The sequence below is a fragment of the Trabulsiella guamensis ATCC 49490 genome (assembly GCF_000734965.1).
Lineage (GTDB): Bacteria > Pseudomonadota > Gammaproteobacteria > Enterobacterales > Enterobacteriaceae > Trabulsiella > Trabulsiella guamensis.
The window spans coordinates 36,279-51,557 of sequence record NZ_JMTB01000114.1 but is presented as its reverse complement, the minus strand read 5'-3'; the positions used below and the strand labels follow the sequence as shown (position 1 = coordinate 51,557).

Annotated in this window: 14 protein-coding genes; 10 read left to right on the top strand and 4 right to left on the bottom strand. The window is 55.5% G+C overall.

Annotated features, from left to right (window positions below):
• Positions 1–9: 9 nt before the first annotated feature.
• Together kdgT and sodA are read right to left on the bottom strand one after the other, a co-directional pair.
• A complete protein-coding gene (gene kdgT, locus GTGU_RS20185) occupies positions 10–993 on the bottom strand; it encodes a 2-keto-3-deoxygluconate transporter (RefSeq protein WP_038161526.1) in 984 nt (327 codons plus the stop codon).
• 261 nt (positions 994–1,254) lie between these two features.
• Positions 1,255–1,875 carry a superoxide dismutase [Mn] gene (gene sodA, locus GTGU_RS20180; RefSeq protein WP_038161524.1) on the bottom strand — a complete coding sequence of 207 codons (621 nt, stop codon included), beginning with the start codon at positions 1,873–1,875 and terminating at the stop codon, positions 1,255–1,257.
• 287 nt (positions 1,876–2,162) lie between these two features.
• On the opposite strand from sodA, the gene rhaT reads away from it, so the two are divergent.
• Positions 2,163–3,197 (top strand): L-rhamnose/proton symporter RhaT, encoded by a 1,035-nt coding sequence (rhaT, locus tag GTGU_RS20175; protein WP_038161521.1) that lies wholly within the window; start codon positions 2,163–2,165, stop codon positions 3,195–3,197.
• Here rhaT and rhaR read toward each other — a convergent pair.
• Complete coding sequence (rhaR, locus tag GTGU_RS20170; RefSeq protein WP_038161518.1) at positions 3,194–4,039, bottom strand: HTH-type transcriptional activator RhaR; 846 nt, start codon at positions 4,037–4,039, stop codon at positions 3,194–3,196. The genes rhaT and rhaR overlap by 4 nt on opposite strands.
• Positions 4,040–4,111: 72 nt before the next feature.
• Complete coding sequence (gene rhaS, locus GTGU_RS20165; protein ID WP_038161514.1) at positions 4,112–4,948, bottom strand: HTH-type transcriptional activator RhaS; 837 nt, start codon at positions 4,946–4,948, stop codon at positions 4,112–4,114.
• Positions 4,949–5,250: 302 nt separating this feature from the next.
• Between rhaS and rhaB the strand changes: the two genes are divergently transcribed.
• The 9 genes from rhaB (at position 5,251) to GTGU_RS20120 (ending at position 15,272) form a co-directional block, all read left to right on the top strand.
• Positions 5,251–6,720 carry a rhamnulokinase gene (gene rhaB, locus GTGU_RS20160; RefSeq protein ID WP_038161511.1) on the top strand — a complete coding sequence of 490 codons (1,470 nt, stop codon included), beginning with the start codon at positions 5,251–5,253 and terminating at the stop codon, positions 6,718–6,720.
• Positions 6,717–7,976 (top strand): L-rhamnose isomerase, encoded by a 1,260-nt coding sequence (gene rhaA, locus GTGU_RS20155; RefSeq protein WP_038161508.1) that lies wholly within the window; start codon positions 6,717–6,719, stop codon positions 7,974–7,976. The genes rhaB and rhaA overlap by 4 nt, the downstream gene beginning before the upstream one ends.
• Before the next feature lie 79 nt (positions 7,977–8,055).
• Positions 8,056–8,886 (top strand): rhamnulose-1-phosphate aldolase, encoded by an 831-nt coding sequence (rhaD, locus tag GTGU_RS20150; RefSeq protein WP_038161504.1) that lies wholly within the window; start codon positions 8,056–8,058, stop codon positions 8,884–8,886.
• Between the two features lie 50 nt (positions 8,887–8,936).
• Complete coding sequence (fucO, locus tag GTGU_RS20145; protein WP_038161502.1) at positions 8,937–10,085, top strand: lactaldehyde reductase; 1,149 nt, start codon at positions 8,937–8,939, stop codon at positions 10,083–10,085.
• Positions 10,082–10,396 carry an L-rhamnose mutarotase gene (gene rhaM, locus GTGU_RS20140; RefSeq protein ID WP_038161498.1) on the top strand — a complete coding sequence of 105 codons (315 nt, stop codon included), beginning with the start codon at positions 10,082–10,084 and terminating at the stop codon, positions 10,394–10,396. Before fucO ends, rhaM begins: the two co-directional genes overlap by 4 nt.
• A 168-nt stretch (positions 10,397–10,564) precedes the next feature.
• Positions 10,565–11,011: a PTS fructose transporter subunit IIA gene (locus GTGU_RS20135; RefSeq protein WP_038161495.1), complete on the top strand. Its 447-nt coding sequence runs from the start codon at positions 10,565–10,567 to the stop codon at positions 11,009–11,011.
• A 10-nt stretch (positions 11,012–11,021) separates the two neighbouring features.
• Entirely contained in the window at positions 11,022–12,467 is a 1,446-nt protein-coding gene (locus GTGU_RS20130; protein ID WP_038161492.1) for a PTS fructose-like transporter subunit IIBC, read from the top strand.
• Entirely contained in the window at positions 12,457–13,518 is a 1,062-nt protein-coding gene (locus tag GTGU_RS20125) for an aminopeptidase (protein ID WP_038161490.1), read from the top strand. Before GTGU_RS20130 ends, GTGU_RS20125 begins: the two co-directional genes overlap by 11 nt.
• A gap of 8 nt (positions 13,519–13,526) precedes the next feature.
• A complete protein-coding gene (locus GTGU_RS20120) occupies positions 13,527–15,272 on the top strand; it encodes a putative frv operon regulatory protein (RefSeq protein WP_038161487.1) in 1,746 nt (581 codons plus the stop codon).
• Positions 15,273–15,279 lie beyond the last annotated feature (7 nt).

Here is a 15,279-nt window from a genome sequence, read left to right as displayed (position 1 = left end):
AACGATTAGTTATTTAACCGTTTCGCGGATCTCCACCGCGGCTGCCTGACCTTTCACTTTACGTGACCAGATGGAGGTCAGGATAGGCACCAGAATGGAGGTGACAATCACCGAAGTTGCGACCAGTGAAGTAGCTGCTGGCGCCATCGGTTTGAATGCCGGGATCATTTCCGCAATCAGCACCGGTGTTGCTACCGCCGCGCCTGCAGAGCTGGACGCGGCAAGCCCCGCCGTCCCGTCGCCGCCGCCGATGTACTTATCCGCGATAATCAGCGGAATACCGGTCACCACAATCACCGCCAGACCCAGCAGGATACCCAGCAGACCGGTCTGTGCGATCACGGTCAAATCAATGGTATTACCCAGCGCGAAGGCGAAGAAAGGAATCAGCGTATGGACGGCGTTACTGAAGAAATCGCGCAGATCCGGGTCAAGGTTGCCCAGCGCGAAACCGACCAGGAACGGCAGCACCGCACCGACAAACACATGCGGTTCAAAGGAGGCGATACCCGCAGTGCCGAGGATAATCATGGTCATTAGCGGACCAGATTCCAGTGACATCAGAACAAACGCACCCGCTTCTTCTTTGGTGCCGTACTGCTGCATGATAGACGCATACAGACCACCATTGGTCATGTCCATCGCCGCGACCAGCGCCAGTGTGGACATACCGGCAAAGAAACCAGCCTCAACGCCATGCTCCGGAATAATGCGCGACGCAATCGCTGCCACCACCCACGCCACGGCGATTTTGGTCACCACCAGCGTACCGGATTTACGTAATACCGTACCGGTTGCGCTGAGCTTGATGGAAGCCCCCATGCAGAAGAACCAGACGGCCAGAATTGGCACGGTGCCGGTAATCAACCCATTGGTAAAGGACCCAAAATATTTACCAGCGCCGGGGGAGAAGGTATGGCAGAGCGCGCCCAAAAACAACGGAACAAGCATCATACCACCCGGTATTTTTTCTATCGCACGTTTGATCTGCATATTCTCACCTTAACTTACTGAATTATAAATTGTTGCCGCCGACTTCTGCTTTCCACATACCCATCAGCAGTATTTGATGCAGCCACAATAGACATTCTTGTAAGAGAGAAAAGTGATCTAAATTACAAATTGAAACTCCATTTTAAATTTATCAGATCAATGTTTCTAAAGGTGATAAACATCACATGAGACGGAAGACAGGCAATAAAAAACCCCGCCGTGAAAGGCGGGGTTTCGTTCATGCCCGAAGGCAGTGAAAACTTATTTTTTCGCGGCGAAACGGGCAGCAGCTTCGTCCCAGTTAACGACATCCCAGAACGCTTTGATGTAGTCCGGACGACGGTTCTGGAATTTCAGATAGTAAGCGTGCTCCCACACATCCAGGCCCAGGATCGGGAAACCGGACGTGCCAGAAATGGCTTCACCCATTAACGGGGAATCCTGGTTTGCGGTAGAAACCACCGCCAGTTTGTCGCCTTTCAGTACCAGCCACGCCCAGCCAGAGCCGAAACGGGTGGCAGCGGCTTTCTCGAACTCTTCTTTAAATTTCTCAACAGAACCGAAATCGCGCTCAATCGCGGCCTTCAGATCGCCCTGCAGAGTGGTGCCTTTTTTCAGGCCTTTCCAGAACAGGCTGTGGTTAGCGTGACCGCCTGCGTTGTTACGCAGTACGGTTTTTTTGTCCGCTGGCAGCTGATCCAGTTTAGTGATCAGTTCTTCAACCGGCAGGCTGGCGAATTCCGGCAGGCTTTCCAGTGCCGCATTCGCGTTGTTCACATAGGTCTGATGATGCTTAGTGTGATGGATTTCCATCGTTTGTTTGTCGAAGTGCGGTTCCAGTGCATCATAAGCGTATGGCAGCGATGGTAATGTATAGCTCATAGTCATCTCCATTATTGTCGGGCGGCAGAGGTGTTAACGCCGCGTAATCAGTTGGTTCATTATAGTTAATTAAATGATATTGAAAATGTTTATCAATGCCGTAGTTTTAATAAGGTTATAACTTTTGGTTATGACGTTGTTTTTGTGAGGCCGCTCATCCCCATTATGTGCTCATTGCCAGTCTGGCGCATATCGCGGCAACCGATCGAAGGTTAATGCGTTGTACAATTTTTACACTCATCCCGTCAGATGAAGATTCATCGACTTCAACGGTGAGGATAAAAACAATGAGTCACGCGATTACGATGGGTATTTTTTGGCATTTGATAGGCGCAGCCAGTGCAGCCTGTTTCTATGCCCCGTTTAAAAAAGTCAAACACTGGTCCTGGGAAACCATGTGGTCGATCGGGGGCGTTGTCTCCTGGCTGATCCTGCCCTGGGCCGTCAGCGCCATGCTGCTTCCTGATTTCTGGGCCTATTACGGCTCTTTCTCCTCCTCCACGTTGCTGCCGGTATTTCTGTTTGGCGCCATGTGGGGGGTGGGTAACATCAACTATGGCCTGACCATGCGCTATCTCGGTATGTCGATGGGGATCGGTATCGCCATCGGCATCACCCTGGTGGTCGGAACACTGATGACGCCGATTATTAACGGCAACTTTGGTGTGTTGATTCACACCCCTGGCGGTCAGATGACGCTGCTGGGTGTTCTGGTTGCGCTCATCGGCGTGGGGATCGTGACCCGCGCAGGGCAGCTAAAAGAGCGCAAAATGGGCATCACGGCGGAAGAGTTCAACCTGAAGAAAGGCCTGGCGCTGGCGATCATGTGCGGGATTTTCTCAGCCGGCATGTCATTTGCCATGAACGCCGCCAAACCGATGCACGAAGCCGCCGCCGCGTTAGGCGTCGACCCGCTGTATGTCGCGCTGCCGAGCTATGTCGTTATCATGGGCGGCGGGGCGATCATCAACCTGGGTTTCTGCTTCATTCGTCTGGCAAAAGTGAAGGAACTGTCGGTAAAAGCCGACTTCTCACTGGCAAAACCACTGATCATCAGCAACGTTCTGCTTTCTATGCTGGGCGGTCTGATGTGGTATTTCCAGTTCTTCTTTTATGCCTGGGGTCACGCCCGCATTCCGGCGCAGTATGACTATATGAGCTGGATGCTGCACATGAGTTTCTATGTGCTGTGCGGTGGACTGGTAGGGCTGGTATTGAAAGAGTGGAACAATGCGGGACGCCGTCCGGTGGGTGTGCTAAGCCTCGGTTGTGTGGTGATTATCATTGCCGCCAATATCGTGGGCCTCGGCATGGCGAATTAAGTAACGCGACTGCGATGACGCCACTGCCCTGGCGTCATCCCCACTTCCCGGTTAAACACCACTGAAAAATAGTTACTGTCTTCAAAGCCGCACAACATCGCGATATCGCTGATCAGCTGCTCGGTATGCTGAAGCAGATACTGCGCGTGGCAAATCCGCAGCTGGCGCAGATACTGACTGATAGTCATGCCGGTCTGGCTACGAAACTGCTGGCGTAATCCCCGCTCGCTACATCCCTCCTGAACACAAAACGCATCCAGCGCGAAGGGTCGGTTGAGACTGCCAGCCAGTGCGGTAATCAGCTTATCCAGAAGGGCTTCGCGGTGCGTCGCGGCGAGATTATCCGTGGCGTAGCGGTGACGTCCCAGGGTTAAGACCAGCTGCGCGAACAGTAGCTCCGCCATTCCGCCGGATAGCACATCCTGCCGGTTGCTTTCATGTTCGAGCTGGCTTATCACCTGCCGTGCCTGCGCCATTCCGCTGCTGCCGATCCGCCAGTGCGATGACCAGCGCGAACCATGCAGACCGGGAATATGCGCCGCCCAGTCGAGATTCAGCGTCAGCCTCTCCGGGCAGTAAATAATATTCTGTAAAACCAGATCGTTCACCGAGGCGTAGGCGTGTTTGTCTTCGGCACGAATATAAAACAGATCGCCGCGGGTAATGCGGTAAGGACGGTCATTGAGGATATGCAGGCCGTTGCCGCGCCACACCAGCACCAGTTCGCAGAATTCATGAGTATGTTCGGCAAACACGTTTTGCGGATAACGATCAGCCACCGCCACCGCCTGGTCGGGCGACGCAAAAAAGTCCGCTTTGCGAAGAATAAGCTCACCAGGCATAGTGCCACCTCATTGCTAACAACCCGCCATTATTGACTTTTTAGCTGGCAAAAAACGGTGACTGGTTTCGCGTTACTGGAGGCTGGCGTCTCGCCCCTGACGAATATCCCGCGGTGACCAGTTAAATTCGCGGCGAAACAACGTCGAAAAGTGGTTACTGTCGCCGAAACCGCAGCGAAACGCGATATCTGTCACACTTTCATCGCTATGACGCAACAGATGACGTGCTTTCGTCAGGCGTACCCGGTTCAGATACCGCTGCGGCGTCAGCCCCGTGTGCTGCTTGAGCTGACGGTGCAGGGTGCGCAACGACAACGAAAAGCGTTCTGCGACCCCTTCCCAACACACCTCGTCGGCAAAATGATCGTCCAGCCAGGCAATCAGTTGATTCAACCGGGCATCGTTATTGGTGGCCTCCGCCGCGAGGCTGCTTTTGCGCAACTGGATCAACAGCTGCATAAACAGGATTTCACGATTGGCGATGGTATGCGCATCGTTGCCCTCGTCCTGCCTTTCCATTTGTGCCACGATCTGCCGCACCTGCTGTAATGCGCTCTGATTGACACGCCAGTGGGAGGGATACACGCCGTCCTGCTCCTGCGGCAACAGCCTGTGCAGCCCGGCGAGGAACTGGAACACCTCCGGCGAGCGGTACAACACATTAGTCAGGCAGAGGTTATCGGTGTGCTCGTAAAGATGGCGGTCATGATCACGCACAAAACAGACCGTACCGCCGCTTATGGTATAAGGCTGACCGTTAAAAACGTGAATGCCTGTACCATGCTCAACGATAACAATCTCATGAAAATCATGATGATGTTCGGGAAATTCGGGCTGTGGGAGCCGCGGTTCGATCGCCACCGAAGCGATGCCCGACGGGAAAAAATCCACACAGTGCAACACGGTCATAACGCCTCCCACCCGATGAGAAAAGTTATCAGGATAATAAGTGGGGCGCGGCAATCTCACCTTGAATTTTTGACAATAAAGCACGCATAGCCTGCCATTTTTTCAAGAAACGTCCGGAAAAATCAGGAAATGCGGCGAACGTCACACCAGGCCAGATCAGGCTCAAAACTGGAAACTGTGAGCTGTCTCACCTTCACCTTTGCTTTCTTGCCAGCGCCAATTTTCGCCTGTCAGTAACGAGAAGGTAGCGCCGCTGCGCTCTTTTTAGACTGAATGCACTGATTATCTGAAGGATCCCTGAGATGACTTTTCGCCATTGTGTCGCCGTAGATTTAGGCGCTTCCAGCGGGCGTGTGATGCTTGCCAGCTACGACCGCGAACATCGTACTTTGTCGCTTCGCGAAGCGCATCGCTTTGTGAACTGCCTGCAAAAAAGGGACGGCTTTGACTGCTGGGATATCGATAGTCTTGAGGCGGGTATTCGTCGCGGGCTGGAAAACATCTGCGCCGGGGGCATTCTCATCGACAGCATCGGCATCGACACCTGGGGCGTCGACTATGTGCTGCTGGACAAGCAGGGCCAGCGCGTCGGGCTGCCGGTTTCCTATCGCGACAGCCGCACGCAGGGCGTGATGCAACAAGCGCAAGCGCAGTTGGGCAAAGCTGATATTTACCAGCGTAGCGGCATTCAGTTTCTGTCGTTTAATACACTCTATCAGCTTCATGCGCTGGCAACGCAACAGCCGGAACTGCTCGACCGCGTGGCCCATGCCCTGCTGATCCCCGACTATTTCAGCTACCGCCTGACCGGCAAGCTGAACTGGGAATATACCAACGCCACCACCACACAACTGGTCAACATTAACACCGATAACTGGGACGAGAAACTGCTCGACTGGACAGGCGTTCCGCGCCGCTGGTTTGGCACGCCGACGCACCCTGGCAACATCATCGGTCACTGGCGCTGCCCGCAAGGTAATGCCATTCCGGTAGTGGCGGTGGCCAGCCACGATACTGCCAGCGCGGTTATCGCCTCGCCGCTGCACGGCAATGATGCGGCATATCTCTCTTCCGGTACCTGGTCACTGATGGGCTTTGAGAGCAAAACGCCCTGCACCAGCGATGCGGCCTTGCAGGCCAACATCACCAATGAAGGCGGTGCGGAAGGCCGCTATCGCGTGCTGAAAAACATTATGGGTCTGTGGTTGCTGCAACGCGTGCTGCGGGAACAAAACGTTACGGATCTGCAGGCGCTGATCGCCGACACCGCAACGCTGCCGGCCTGCCGCTTCGTCATCAACCCCAACGACGACCGCTTCATTAACCCCGACAACATGAGCGCGGAAATCCAGACCGCTTGCCGCGAAAGCGAGCAACCGGTACCCGCTACAGCGGCGCAGCTGGCGCGCTGTATTTTTGACAGTCTGGCGTTGCTGTATGCCCGCGTGCTGGCAGAACTCACCGCCCTGCGCGGTCAGCCATTCAGCCAGTTACATATTGTGGGCGGCGGCTGCCAGAACCCACTGCTTAACCAACTGTGCGCCGACGCCTGCGGTATCACCGTGATCGCCGGACCGACAGAGGCATCAACACTCGGCAACATCGGTATTCAGCTGATGACGCTGGATGAGCTGAATAACGTCGACGATTTTCGTCAGGTGGTAAGTAAAAACTACGACCTGATCACTTATACACCCAATCCGAACCATGAAATTGCCCGCTATGTTGCGCAGTTTCAGCCGCAACCACAGACAAAGGAGCTTTGCGCATGACCACTCAAACAGAACAGGCATGGGAACTGGCTAAACAGCGTTTTGCCGCCGTCGGCGTGGATGTCGAGCAGGCACTGCGCCAGCTCGATCGCTTACCGGTTTCAATGCATTGCTGGCAGGGCGACGACGTGGCCGGTTTCGAAAACCCGACCGGCGCGTTAACCGGCGGGATCCAGGCTACCGGCAACTATCCTGGGAAAGCACGCAACGCCACGGAACTTCGCGCCGATCTCGAACTGGCGTTAAGCCTGATCCCGGGACCAAAGCGCCTGAATCTGCACGCGATTTATCTTGAATCCGACGCACCGGTCGCCCGTAACGACATCAAACCGGAACATTTCGTCAATTGGGTAAAATGGGCCAAAACCCACCAGTTGGGACTGGATTTCAACCCCTCCTGCTTCTCTCACCCGCTGAGCGCCGATGGCTTCACCCTCGCCCACGCGAATGACGAGATCCGCCAGTTCTGGATTGACCACTGCAAGGCCAGCCGCCGCGTATCAGCGTATTTCGGCGAGCAACTGGGCACCCCGTCGGTGATGAACATCTGGATCCCCGACGGTATGAAAGACCTTACCGTTGACCGCTTCGCACCGCGCCAGCGTTTGCTGAATGCACTGGACGAGATCATCAGCGAAAAACTGAACCCGGCGCACCACATTGATGCCGTGGAAAGCAAGCTGTTCGGCATTGGTGCCGAGAGCTACACCGTGGGCTCGAACGAGTTCTACATGGGGTACGCCACCAGCCGCCAGACCGCGCTGTGTCTCGATGCGGGTCATTTCCACCCGACAGAAGTCATCTCTGACAAAATCTCTGCCGCGATGCTGTTTGTGCCGCGCCTGCTGCTGCACGTCAGCCGCCCGGTGCGCTGGGACAGCGACCATGTGGTGCTGCTGGATGACGAAACCCAGGCCATTGCCAGCGAAATCATCCGTCACGATCTGTTCGACCGCGTTCACATCGGTCTGGACTTCTTCGACGCTTCCATCAACCGCATCGCGGCGTGGGTCATCGGCACCCGCAATATGAAGAAAGCCCTGCTGCGCGCGCTGCTGGAGCCGACCGCCGAACTGCGTCAGCTGGAGCTGGACGGCGATTACACCGCCCGCCTGGCGCTGCTGGAGGAGCAGAAATCGCTGCCGTGGCAGGCGGTATGGGAAATGTACTGCCAGCGCCATGATACGCCAGCAGGCAGCCAGTGGCTGGAGAACGTCCGCGCGTACGAGAAAGACGTACTGGCCAGTCGCAAGTAAATACATTGCCCGGCGGCACTTCGCTTGCCGGGCCTACAAGTACAGAGTCACCCGGCATTTTCAAAGGAACCACAAGACTATGCAGACCATTCTCGATTCCTGGTTCGTCCAGGGTATGATCAAAGCCACTTCTGACGCCTGGCTGAAAGGCTGGGACGAACGCAACGGCGGCAACCTGACGCTGCGTCTGGACGATGCGGATATTGCACCGTACCGCGCCGATTTTCACCCTCAGCCGCGCTACATCGCACTGAGCCAGCCATTGCCTCAACTCGCGGGCATGCCGTTTATCGTCACCGGTTCCGGTAAGTTTTTCCGCAACGTGCAACTCAATCCAACCGCGAATCTCGGTGTGGTGAAAGTCGATAACGACGGTGCCGGTTATCACATTTTGTGGGGGCTGACGGACGACGCCGTACCGACGTCGGAGTTACCTGCACATTTCCAGTCCCATTGTGAGCGTATTACCGCCACAGGCGGAAAAGACCGCGTCATCATGCACTGTCATGCCACGAATCTGATTGCGCTGACCTACGTACTGGAAAATCGTACCGATCTCTTCACCCGTAAGCTGTGGGAAGGCAGTACCGAGTGTCTGGTGGTGTTCCCTGACGGCGTCGGCATTCTGCCGTGGATGGTGCCGGGCACGGATGACATCGGGCAGGCCACGGCTCAGGAAATGCAAAAACACGCGCTGGTGCTGTGGCCCTTCCACGGTGTCTTTGGCAGCGGCCCGACGCTGGATGAAACCTTTGGTTTGATCGACACCGCCGAAAAATCCGCGCAGGTACTGGTGAAAGTCTACTCGATGGGCGGCATGAAGCAGACCATTACCCGCGAGCAACTCATCGCGCTGGGTCAACGCTTTGGCGTCACCCCGCTGGCTAGCGCACTCGAACTTTACCCATAACCACGCGCCTGCCGCCGGAAAAATCACAGCAAACATTTAAGGAGAGTTATATGAGTTTTATGCTGGCACTACCCAAAATCAGCCTGCATGGCGCGGGCGCGATTGGCGATATGGTGAACATGGTGGCAGGCAAACAGTGGGGCAAGGCGCTGATTGTCACCGACGGGCAGCTCGTCAAACTGGGGCTGCTCGACAGCCTGTTTGCCGCGCTGGATGCCCATCAGATGCCGTATCACCTGTTTGATGACGTGTTCCCGAACCCGACAGAAGCGCTGGTGCAACAAGGCTTCAGCGCTTACAAGGCATCGCAGTGCGATTACCTGATCGCTTTCGGCGGCGGCAGCCCGATTGATACCGCCAAAGCCATTAAGATCCTTACCGCCAACCCAGGCCCGTCAACGGCCTATTCCGGCGTGGGTAAAGTGAAAAAACCGGGCGTACCGCTGGTGGCGATCAACACCACCGCCGGTACAGCGGCGGAGATGACCAGCAACGCGGTGATCATCGACAGCGAACGGCAGGTCAAAGAGGTGATTATCGACGCGAACATTATTCCGGATATTGCCGTTGACGATGCCAGCGTGATGCTGGAGATCCCGGCGTCCGTGACCGCAGCCACCGGCATGGATGCGCTGACGCACGCCATTGAAGCGTATGTTTCTGTCGGTGCGCATCCGTTGACCGATGCTAACGCGCTGGAGGCGATTCGGCTGATCACCCTCTGGCTGCCGAAAGCCGTCGACGATGGCCACAACCTTGAAGCGCGCGAGCAAATGGCGTTTGGTCAGTATCTGGCGGGAATGGCCTTTAACAGCGCAGGTCTGGGGCTGGTTCACGCGCTGGCGCACCAGCCGGGCGCCACGCATAACCTGCCACATGGCGTCTGTAACGCCATCCTGCTGCCGATCATCGAAAACTTTAACCGCCCGAACGCCGTGGCACGCTTTGCCCGTGTGGCGCACGCCATGGGTGTGGAAACGTGCGGCATGAGTGACGAAGCCGCCAGCAGGGAAGCCATCAACGCGATTCGTCAGCTAAGCGCCAGAGTTGGCATTCCGTCCGGTTTCAGCAAACTGGGCGTCACCAGAGCGGATATCGAAGGCTGGCTGGACAAAGCGCTCGCCGATCCGTGCGCGCCCTGTAACCCGCGTACCGCCAGCCGCGACGAGGTTCGTGAGCTGTATCTGGAGGCATTATGATCCGCAAAGCGTTCGTCATGCAGGTTAATCCTGACGCGCACGAAGAATACGAGCGTCGCCACAACCCAATCTGGCCAGAGCTGGAAGCTACGCTGAAGGCCCACGGCGCGCACCACTACGCGATTTACCTCGACAAAGCACGCAATCTGCTGTTCGCCAGCGTTGAGATTGAATCAGAAGAACGCTGGGATGCCGTCGCCAGCACCGACGTATGCCAGCGCTGGTGGAAACATATGCGTGATGTGATGTCCGCCAATCCGGACAACAGCCCGGTCAGTGTGGAATTGAAGCCGGTGTTTTATCTGGTGTAATGCAATACGTTATTCCCGCTTATTAAACAAAAGCGAAAGTGTGTTTCAGGACACAAAAAACGCCGCCAGATGGGCGGCGTCTTGTCACCTGCTTCTGACATATTCCCGCTCATTTCCTGATCGTCGCCCCGCTACAATCTAAACGATTATCGTAGACGGAGTGACCCAATGGCTGTACTAACCCCTTCCTGCATCGACCTGAATATTCGTGGCAACACGGTTTATTCAATCCTCAAACAGCTGGCTGAAATGGCCGGGAAAAATGGCTTCGTCACCGACAGAAATCGCTTCCTGCAAACGCTTCTGCTACGCGAAAAATTACACTCCACCGGTTTCGGCTCCGGCGTGGCGGTGCCGCATGGCAAAAGCGCTTGCGTAAAACACCCTTTCGTTATGTTTGCTCGCCAGTCGCACGGTGTGGACTGGAAAGCCAGCGATGACGCACCGGTTACCTGCTGGATCTGCCTCGGTGTGCCGCAGGAGGGTGAAGAAAATCAGGTACAGCTGATTGGTGCCCTGTGCCGAAAAATCATTCATGCGGAATTCATTGAGAAACTCAAAAATGGCGACGTCAGCCAGATAGTTGCTCTGTTAAATCAAACGATTAGCGAATAAGGGGCTGTCTATGGAACCAACATTACGTCTGGTGGCGATAACCAACTGTCCGGCGGGGATCGCACATACTTATATGGTCGCCGAAGCGCTGGAGCAGAAAGCGCGTGCGCTGGGCCATACCATTAAAGTCGAAACACAGGGGTCGAGCGGTGTGGAAAATCGCCTCACCGCGCAAGAGATTGCCGACGCCGATTACGTCATTTTAGCCACCGGTCGTGGACTTAGTGCTGACGACCGCAGTCGTTTCGCCGGGAAACAGGTATATGAAATCGCCATTTCTCAGGCACTGAAAAACATCGACCAGATTTTCACGCAGTTACCGACACACTCGCACCTTTTCGCGGCCGAAAGTGGCGTGAAGCTCGGTCAGCAGGAAGTGCAACAGGGCAGCGTGATGAGCCACCTGATGGCGGGGGTCTCCGCCGCGCTGCCGTTCGTGATCGGCGGCGGTATCCTGGTCGCCATCGCCAACATGCTGGTGCAACTCGGCCTGCCTTATACCGACATGGCGAAAGGCGCGCCGTCGTTTACCTGGGTTGTGGAGTCGATCGGTTATCTGGGCTTTACCTTTATGATCCCGATTATGGGCGCGTACATCGCCCTGTCGATTGCCGATAAACCCGCCTTCGCACCGGCTTTCCTGGTCTGCTATCTGGCTAACGATAAAGGGTTGCTGGGTACGCAGTCCGGCGCAGGTTTTCTTGGCGCCGTCGTGCTGGGTCTGGCGATTGGTTACTTTGTACTGTGGTTTCGCAAAATCAAACTGGGTAAAGCACTGCAACCGTTGCTGGGCTCGATGCTCATCCCCTTCGTAACGCTGTTTATCTTCGGCGTGCTGACGTATTACGTCATTGGCCCGTTGATGTCTGACGTTATGGGCGGCCTGTTGCATTTCCTCAATACGATTCCACCGTCAATGAAGCTCGGCGCCGCGTTTCTGGTTGGCGCAATGCTGGCCTTTGATATGGGCGGCCCGATCAACAAAACCGCATGGTTCTTCTGCTTTTCGCTGCTGGAAAAGCATATTTACGACTGGTACGCCATTGTGGGCGTCGTCACGCTGATGCCGCCAATGGCCGCAGGGATCGCCACCTACATTACCCCTAAGCTCTTTACGCAACAGGAAAAAGCCGCCGCCAGCAGCGCGATTGTGGTGGGTGCGACGGTGGCAACCGAACCAGCGATTCCTTATGCCCTTGCCGCACCGCTGCCGATGATTACCGCGAATACATTAAGTGGCGGGATCACCGGCATGCTGGTGATCGCTTTTGGCATCAAACGTCTGGCACCGGGCCTCGGTATATTCGATCCGTTGATCGGGCTGATGTCGCCCGCCGGGTCATTTTATCTGGTGCTGGGCATCGGGCTGGTGATGAATATCGCCTTGATTATCATACTGAAAGGACTGTGGATGAAGCGTAAAGCGGCAAAACCGGAGCTGGTTCATGAACAGTGATTTGCTGGAAACGTTATGCAATGCGTGCGCGGTCAGCGGTGACGAGCAGGAAGTCCGCCAGATCCTGCTTCAGACGCTCGAACCGCATGCTGATGAAATTACCTTTGACGGGCTTGGCAGTATTATCGCCCGCAAAGGGTCGCGCGGGCCGAAAGTCGCCCTTGTCGGCCATATGGATGAAGTCGGTTTTATGGTGACCCACATCAGCGACGCGGGCTTCATCCGTTTTGAGACCATCGGTAGCTGGTGGAATCAGTCGATGCTCAACCATCGGGTGATGGTCCGCACCCGCAGCGGTAAAAAAATTCCGGGGATTATCGGCTCTGTGGCGCCTCACGCGCTTAGCGAAAAACAGAAACAGCAGCCGCTTAATTTTGACGAGATGTTTATCGATATCGGCGCGAACTGCCGTGAAGATGTGGTCAACGCGGGTATTGCGTTCGGCGATTTTGTCAGCCCGGAAGCTAATTTTGCCCGCTGGTCGGCCGATAAAATAACAGGAAAGGCGCTGGATAATCGCGTCGGCTGCGCGTTGATGGTTGAGCTGTTACAAACGGTTGATAATCCAGAGATTACGCTTTTCGGCGTAGGTAGTGTGGAAGAAGAGGTAGGTTTGCGCGGCGCGCAAACCTCCGCAGAGCACATCAAACCGGACATCGTGATTGTTCTGGATACCGCCGTTGCGGGCGATGTTCCCGGCATTGATGCCATTAAATACCCACTCAAACTTGGCGAGGGACCGGCAGTCATGTTATTTGATAAGCGTTATTTCCCTAATCAGAAGTTGCTGGCAGCGCTGAAAACCAGCGCAGCACGGGCTGAAGCGCCCATCCAGTTCTGCACGATGAAAACCGGCGCCACCGACGGCGGCCGCTACAATGTCATGGGTGGTGGTCGTCCGGTGATTTCTCTGTGCCTGCCGACCCGTTATTTGCATGCCAACAGCGGTATGATCTCAGCGCAGGACTACACGGCAACGCTATCCATTCTCCGCGAGCTGCTACAGTCGTTGGATCAGAACAGCGCCCGTGTGCTGGGCGATTTTCGCTAAGGGGAATTATGCTCAATGAACGCCAGCTGACGCTGCTTGCCAGACTCGAACACCAGCCCTGTTCGCTCAATGTGCTGGCGCAGCTCACGGGTGTTTCCGGGCGTACAATCCTGCGCGACATTGATTACCTGAACTTTACCCTCAGCGGAAAAGCGCGGGTCATGGCCGTCGCCAGCGTCGGTTATCAGCTGGAAATTTTCGACAGGCGCAGCTATTTCGAACTTTTACAGCGACATGATAATGATGACCGGTTGCTGGCGATGCTCCTGCTTAACGCGTTCGTCACGCGCACGCAGCTGGCAAACACGCTGAATCTGCCGGAAACCTGGGTTGCTGAACGGCTGGTGCGCCTGAAAGCGCGCTATGAGAAAGCGTTCAGTATTCAAAGTCGCCCTGGCGCTGGCCACTATATTGATGCACCGGAAGAGAAATGTCTCGTTTTACTGGCGAATCTGCTGAAAAAAGACCCACTGCTTTTTCCTCTTCCTGGTATCGACCCGGATTCGCTTGCCCGCTTACAGGATGCCTGTCGCCACGCCCGCGACTGGCCGGCCATTCCTGCGGATTATCTGGCGAGTATTATTCTGGCGGTGTATGCGTTGCGTAACCGGCTGTCACCGGATTTGCCGCATTTTCATAACGATACGCTACAACGTATCACCGATGACGTGGGGTTATGGCTGGGTGCAGACGCCTTCAGTGCGGCAGTACATTTTCTCGACAGTCACCAGCAGCGCGCGGAAACCATCACCACGCACTATATTTCCGGCCTGCTGCGCAGCCTGCCAGAGCTGGCGCCGCTACATGTTATCGATCCCCAACTCATTGAGGATCTTACCGGGCATATCGCCCGCTGTAGCGCTTCGCCGGTCTGGCTGCCGGAAAACCGTCAGGGCAGCATGAATAACCTGAAAGCAGCGTGGCCTGCGGCATTCGATTTAGGGATCCAGTTTATTAATAAATTGCGTGAGGAGCAGGACATTCCGGTGTTTGACAGCGATCTGATCGGACTGTACTTCGCCTGTGCACTGGAGCGCCACCAGCAGGATCGCTACCCGGTGATTCTGCTGGCCGATCAAAACGCGATTGCGACGATCAACAAACAGGCCATTGAGCGCGATGTGATGAGTTGCCGGGTGATCATTGCGCGCACGCCGGGAGAAATACGCGATCTGTGCGCCGACATTGAACCGGCGCTAATCGTTAACAACAGCCACCATTTGCTTGATGAGATCCCGGGAGAGGTGTTGATCGTCAGGAATATTATTACGCCTGCCGCGATCGGCCAGATCAAAGACTTGCTGGCATCGGCATTCATTCGCCAGCGCCCGGAACGTTTTTTCCTGTCGCAGGGTAGCTTTCATTACGCCAATGACAGCGATGAAACCTGGCAAAGCGTGATTGCCCATATTTGCAAGCAACTGACCGACGGCGGTCATCTCACAGTAGACGAAGCATGGCGTATTGAGCAACGTGAACGGGAAGGCGAAAACCTGATCGTGAATCAGCTCGCCATTCCGCACTGCTGGAGTGAACGACAAAGCCATTTCCGCGGCTACTTTATTACTCTTGCCCGGCCACTACTGGTAAATAACGAACCGGTCAGTCACGTGCTGATTGCCTGCGCTTCGGCGAGCGCGCGGCATGAACTGAAGATTTTTAGCTATCTGGCGAGTGTGCTGTATCGCTATCCGCAGACAACAATTTCAGAGCTTAGCGGTTATGATGATTTTCTGGCATTGCTGCGCGGATAAACAAAAA

What these genes read in the sequence shown, in the direction of transcription:
- GTGU_RS20135 (WP_038161495.1), top strand. Translation starts at nt 10,565, where the DNA reads ATGGCTGTACTAACCCCTTCCTGCATCGACCTGAATATTCGTGGCAAC.
- sodA (WP_038161524.1), bottom strand. Translation starts at nt 1,875, where the DNA reads ATGAGCTATACATTACCATCGCTGCCATACGCTTATGATGCACTGGAA.
- rhaS (WP_038161514.1), bottom strand. Translation starts at nt 4,948, where the DNA reads ATGACCGTGTTGCACTGTGTGGATTTTTTCCCGTCGGGCATCGCTTCG.
- rhaM (WP_038161498.1), top strand. Translation starts at nt 10,082, where the DNA reads ATGATCCGCAAAGCGTTCGTCATGCAGGTTAATCCTGACGCGCACGAA.
- GTGU_RS20120 (WP_038161487.1), top strand. Translation starts at nt 13,527, where the DNA reads ATGCTCAATGAACGCCAGCTGACGCTGCTTGCCAGACTCGAACACCAG.
- kdgT (WP_038161526.1), bottom strand. Translation starts at nt 993, where the DNA reads ATGCAGATCAAACGTGCGATAGAAAAAATACCGGGTGGTATGATGCTT.
- GTGU_RS20125 (WP_038161490.1), top strand. Translation starts at nt 12,457, where the DNA reads ATGAACAGTGATTTGCTGGAAACGTTATGCAATGCGTGCGCGGTCAGC.
- rhaB (WP_038161511.1), top strand. Translation starts at nt 5,251, where the DNA reads ATGACTTTTCGCCATTGTGTCGCCGTAGATTTAGGCGCTTCCAGCGGG.
- rhaT (WP_038161521.1), top strand. Translation starts at nt 2,163, where the DNA reads ATGAGTCACGCGATTACGATGGGTATTTTTTGGCATTTGATAGGCGCA.
- fucO (WP_038161502.1), top strand. Translation starts at nt 8,937, where the DNA reads ATGAGTTTTATGCTGGCACTACCCAAAATCAGCCTGCATGGCGCGGGC.
- rhaA (WP_038161508.1), top strand. Translation starts at nt 6,717, where the DNA reads ATGACCACTCAAACAGAACAGGCATGGGAACTGGCTAAACAGCGTTTT.
- rhaD (WP_038161504.1), top strand. Translation starts at nt 8,056, where the DNA reads ATGCAGACCATTCTCGATTCCTGGTTCGTCCAGGGTATGATCAAAGCC.
- GTGU_RS20130 (WP_038161492.1), top strand. Translation starts at nt 11,022, where the DNA reads ATGGAACCAACATTACGTCTGGTGGCGATAACCAACTGTCCGGCGGGG.
- rhaR (WP_038161518.1), bottom strand. Translation starts at nt 4,039, where the DNA reads ATGCCTGGTGAGCTTATTCTTCGCAAAGCGGACTTTTTTGCGTCGCCC.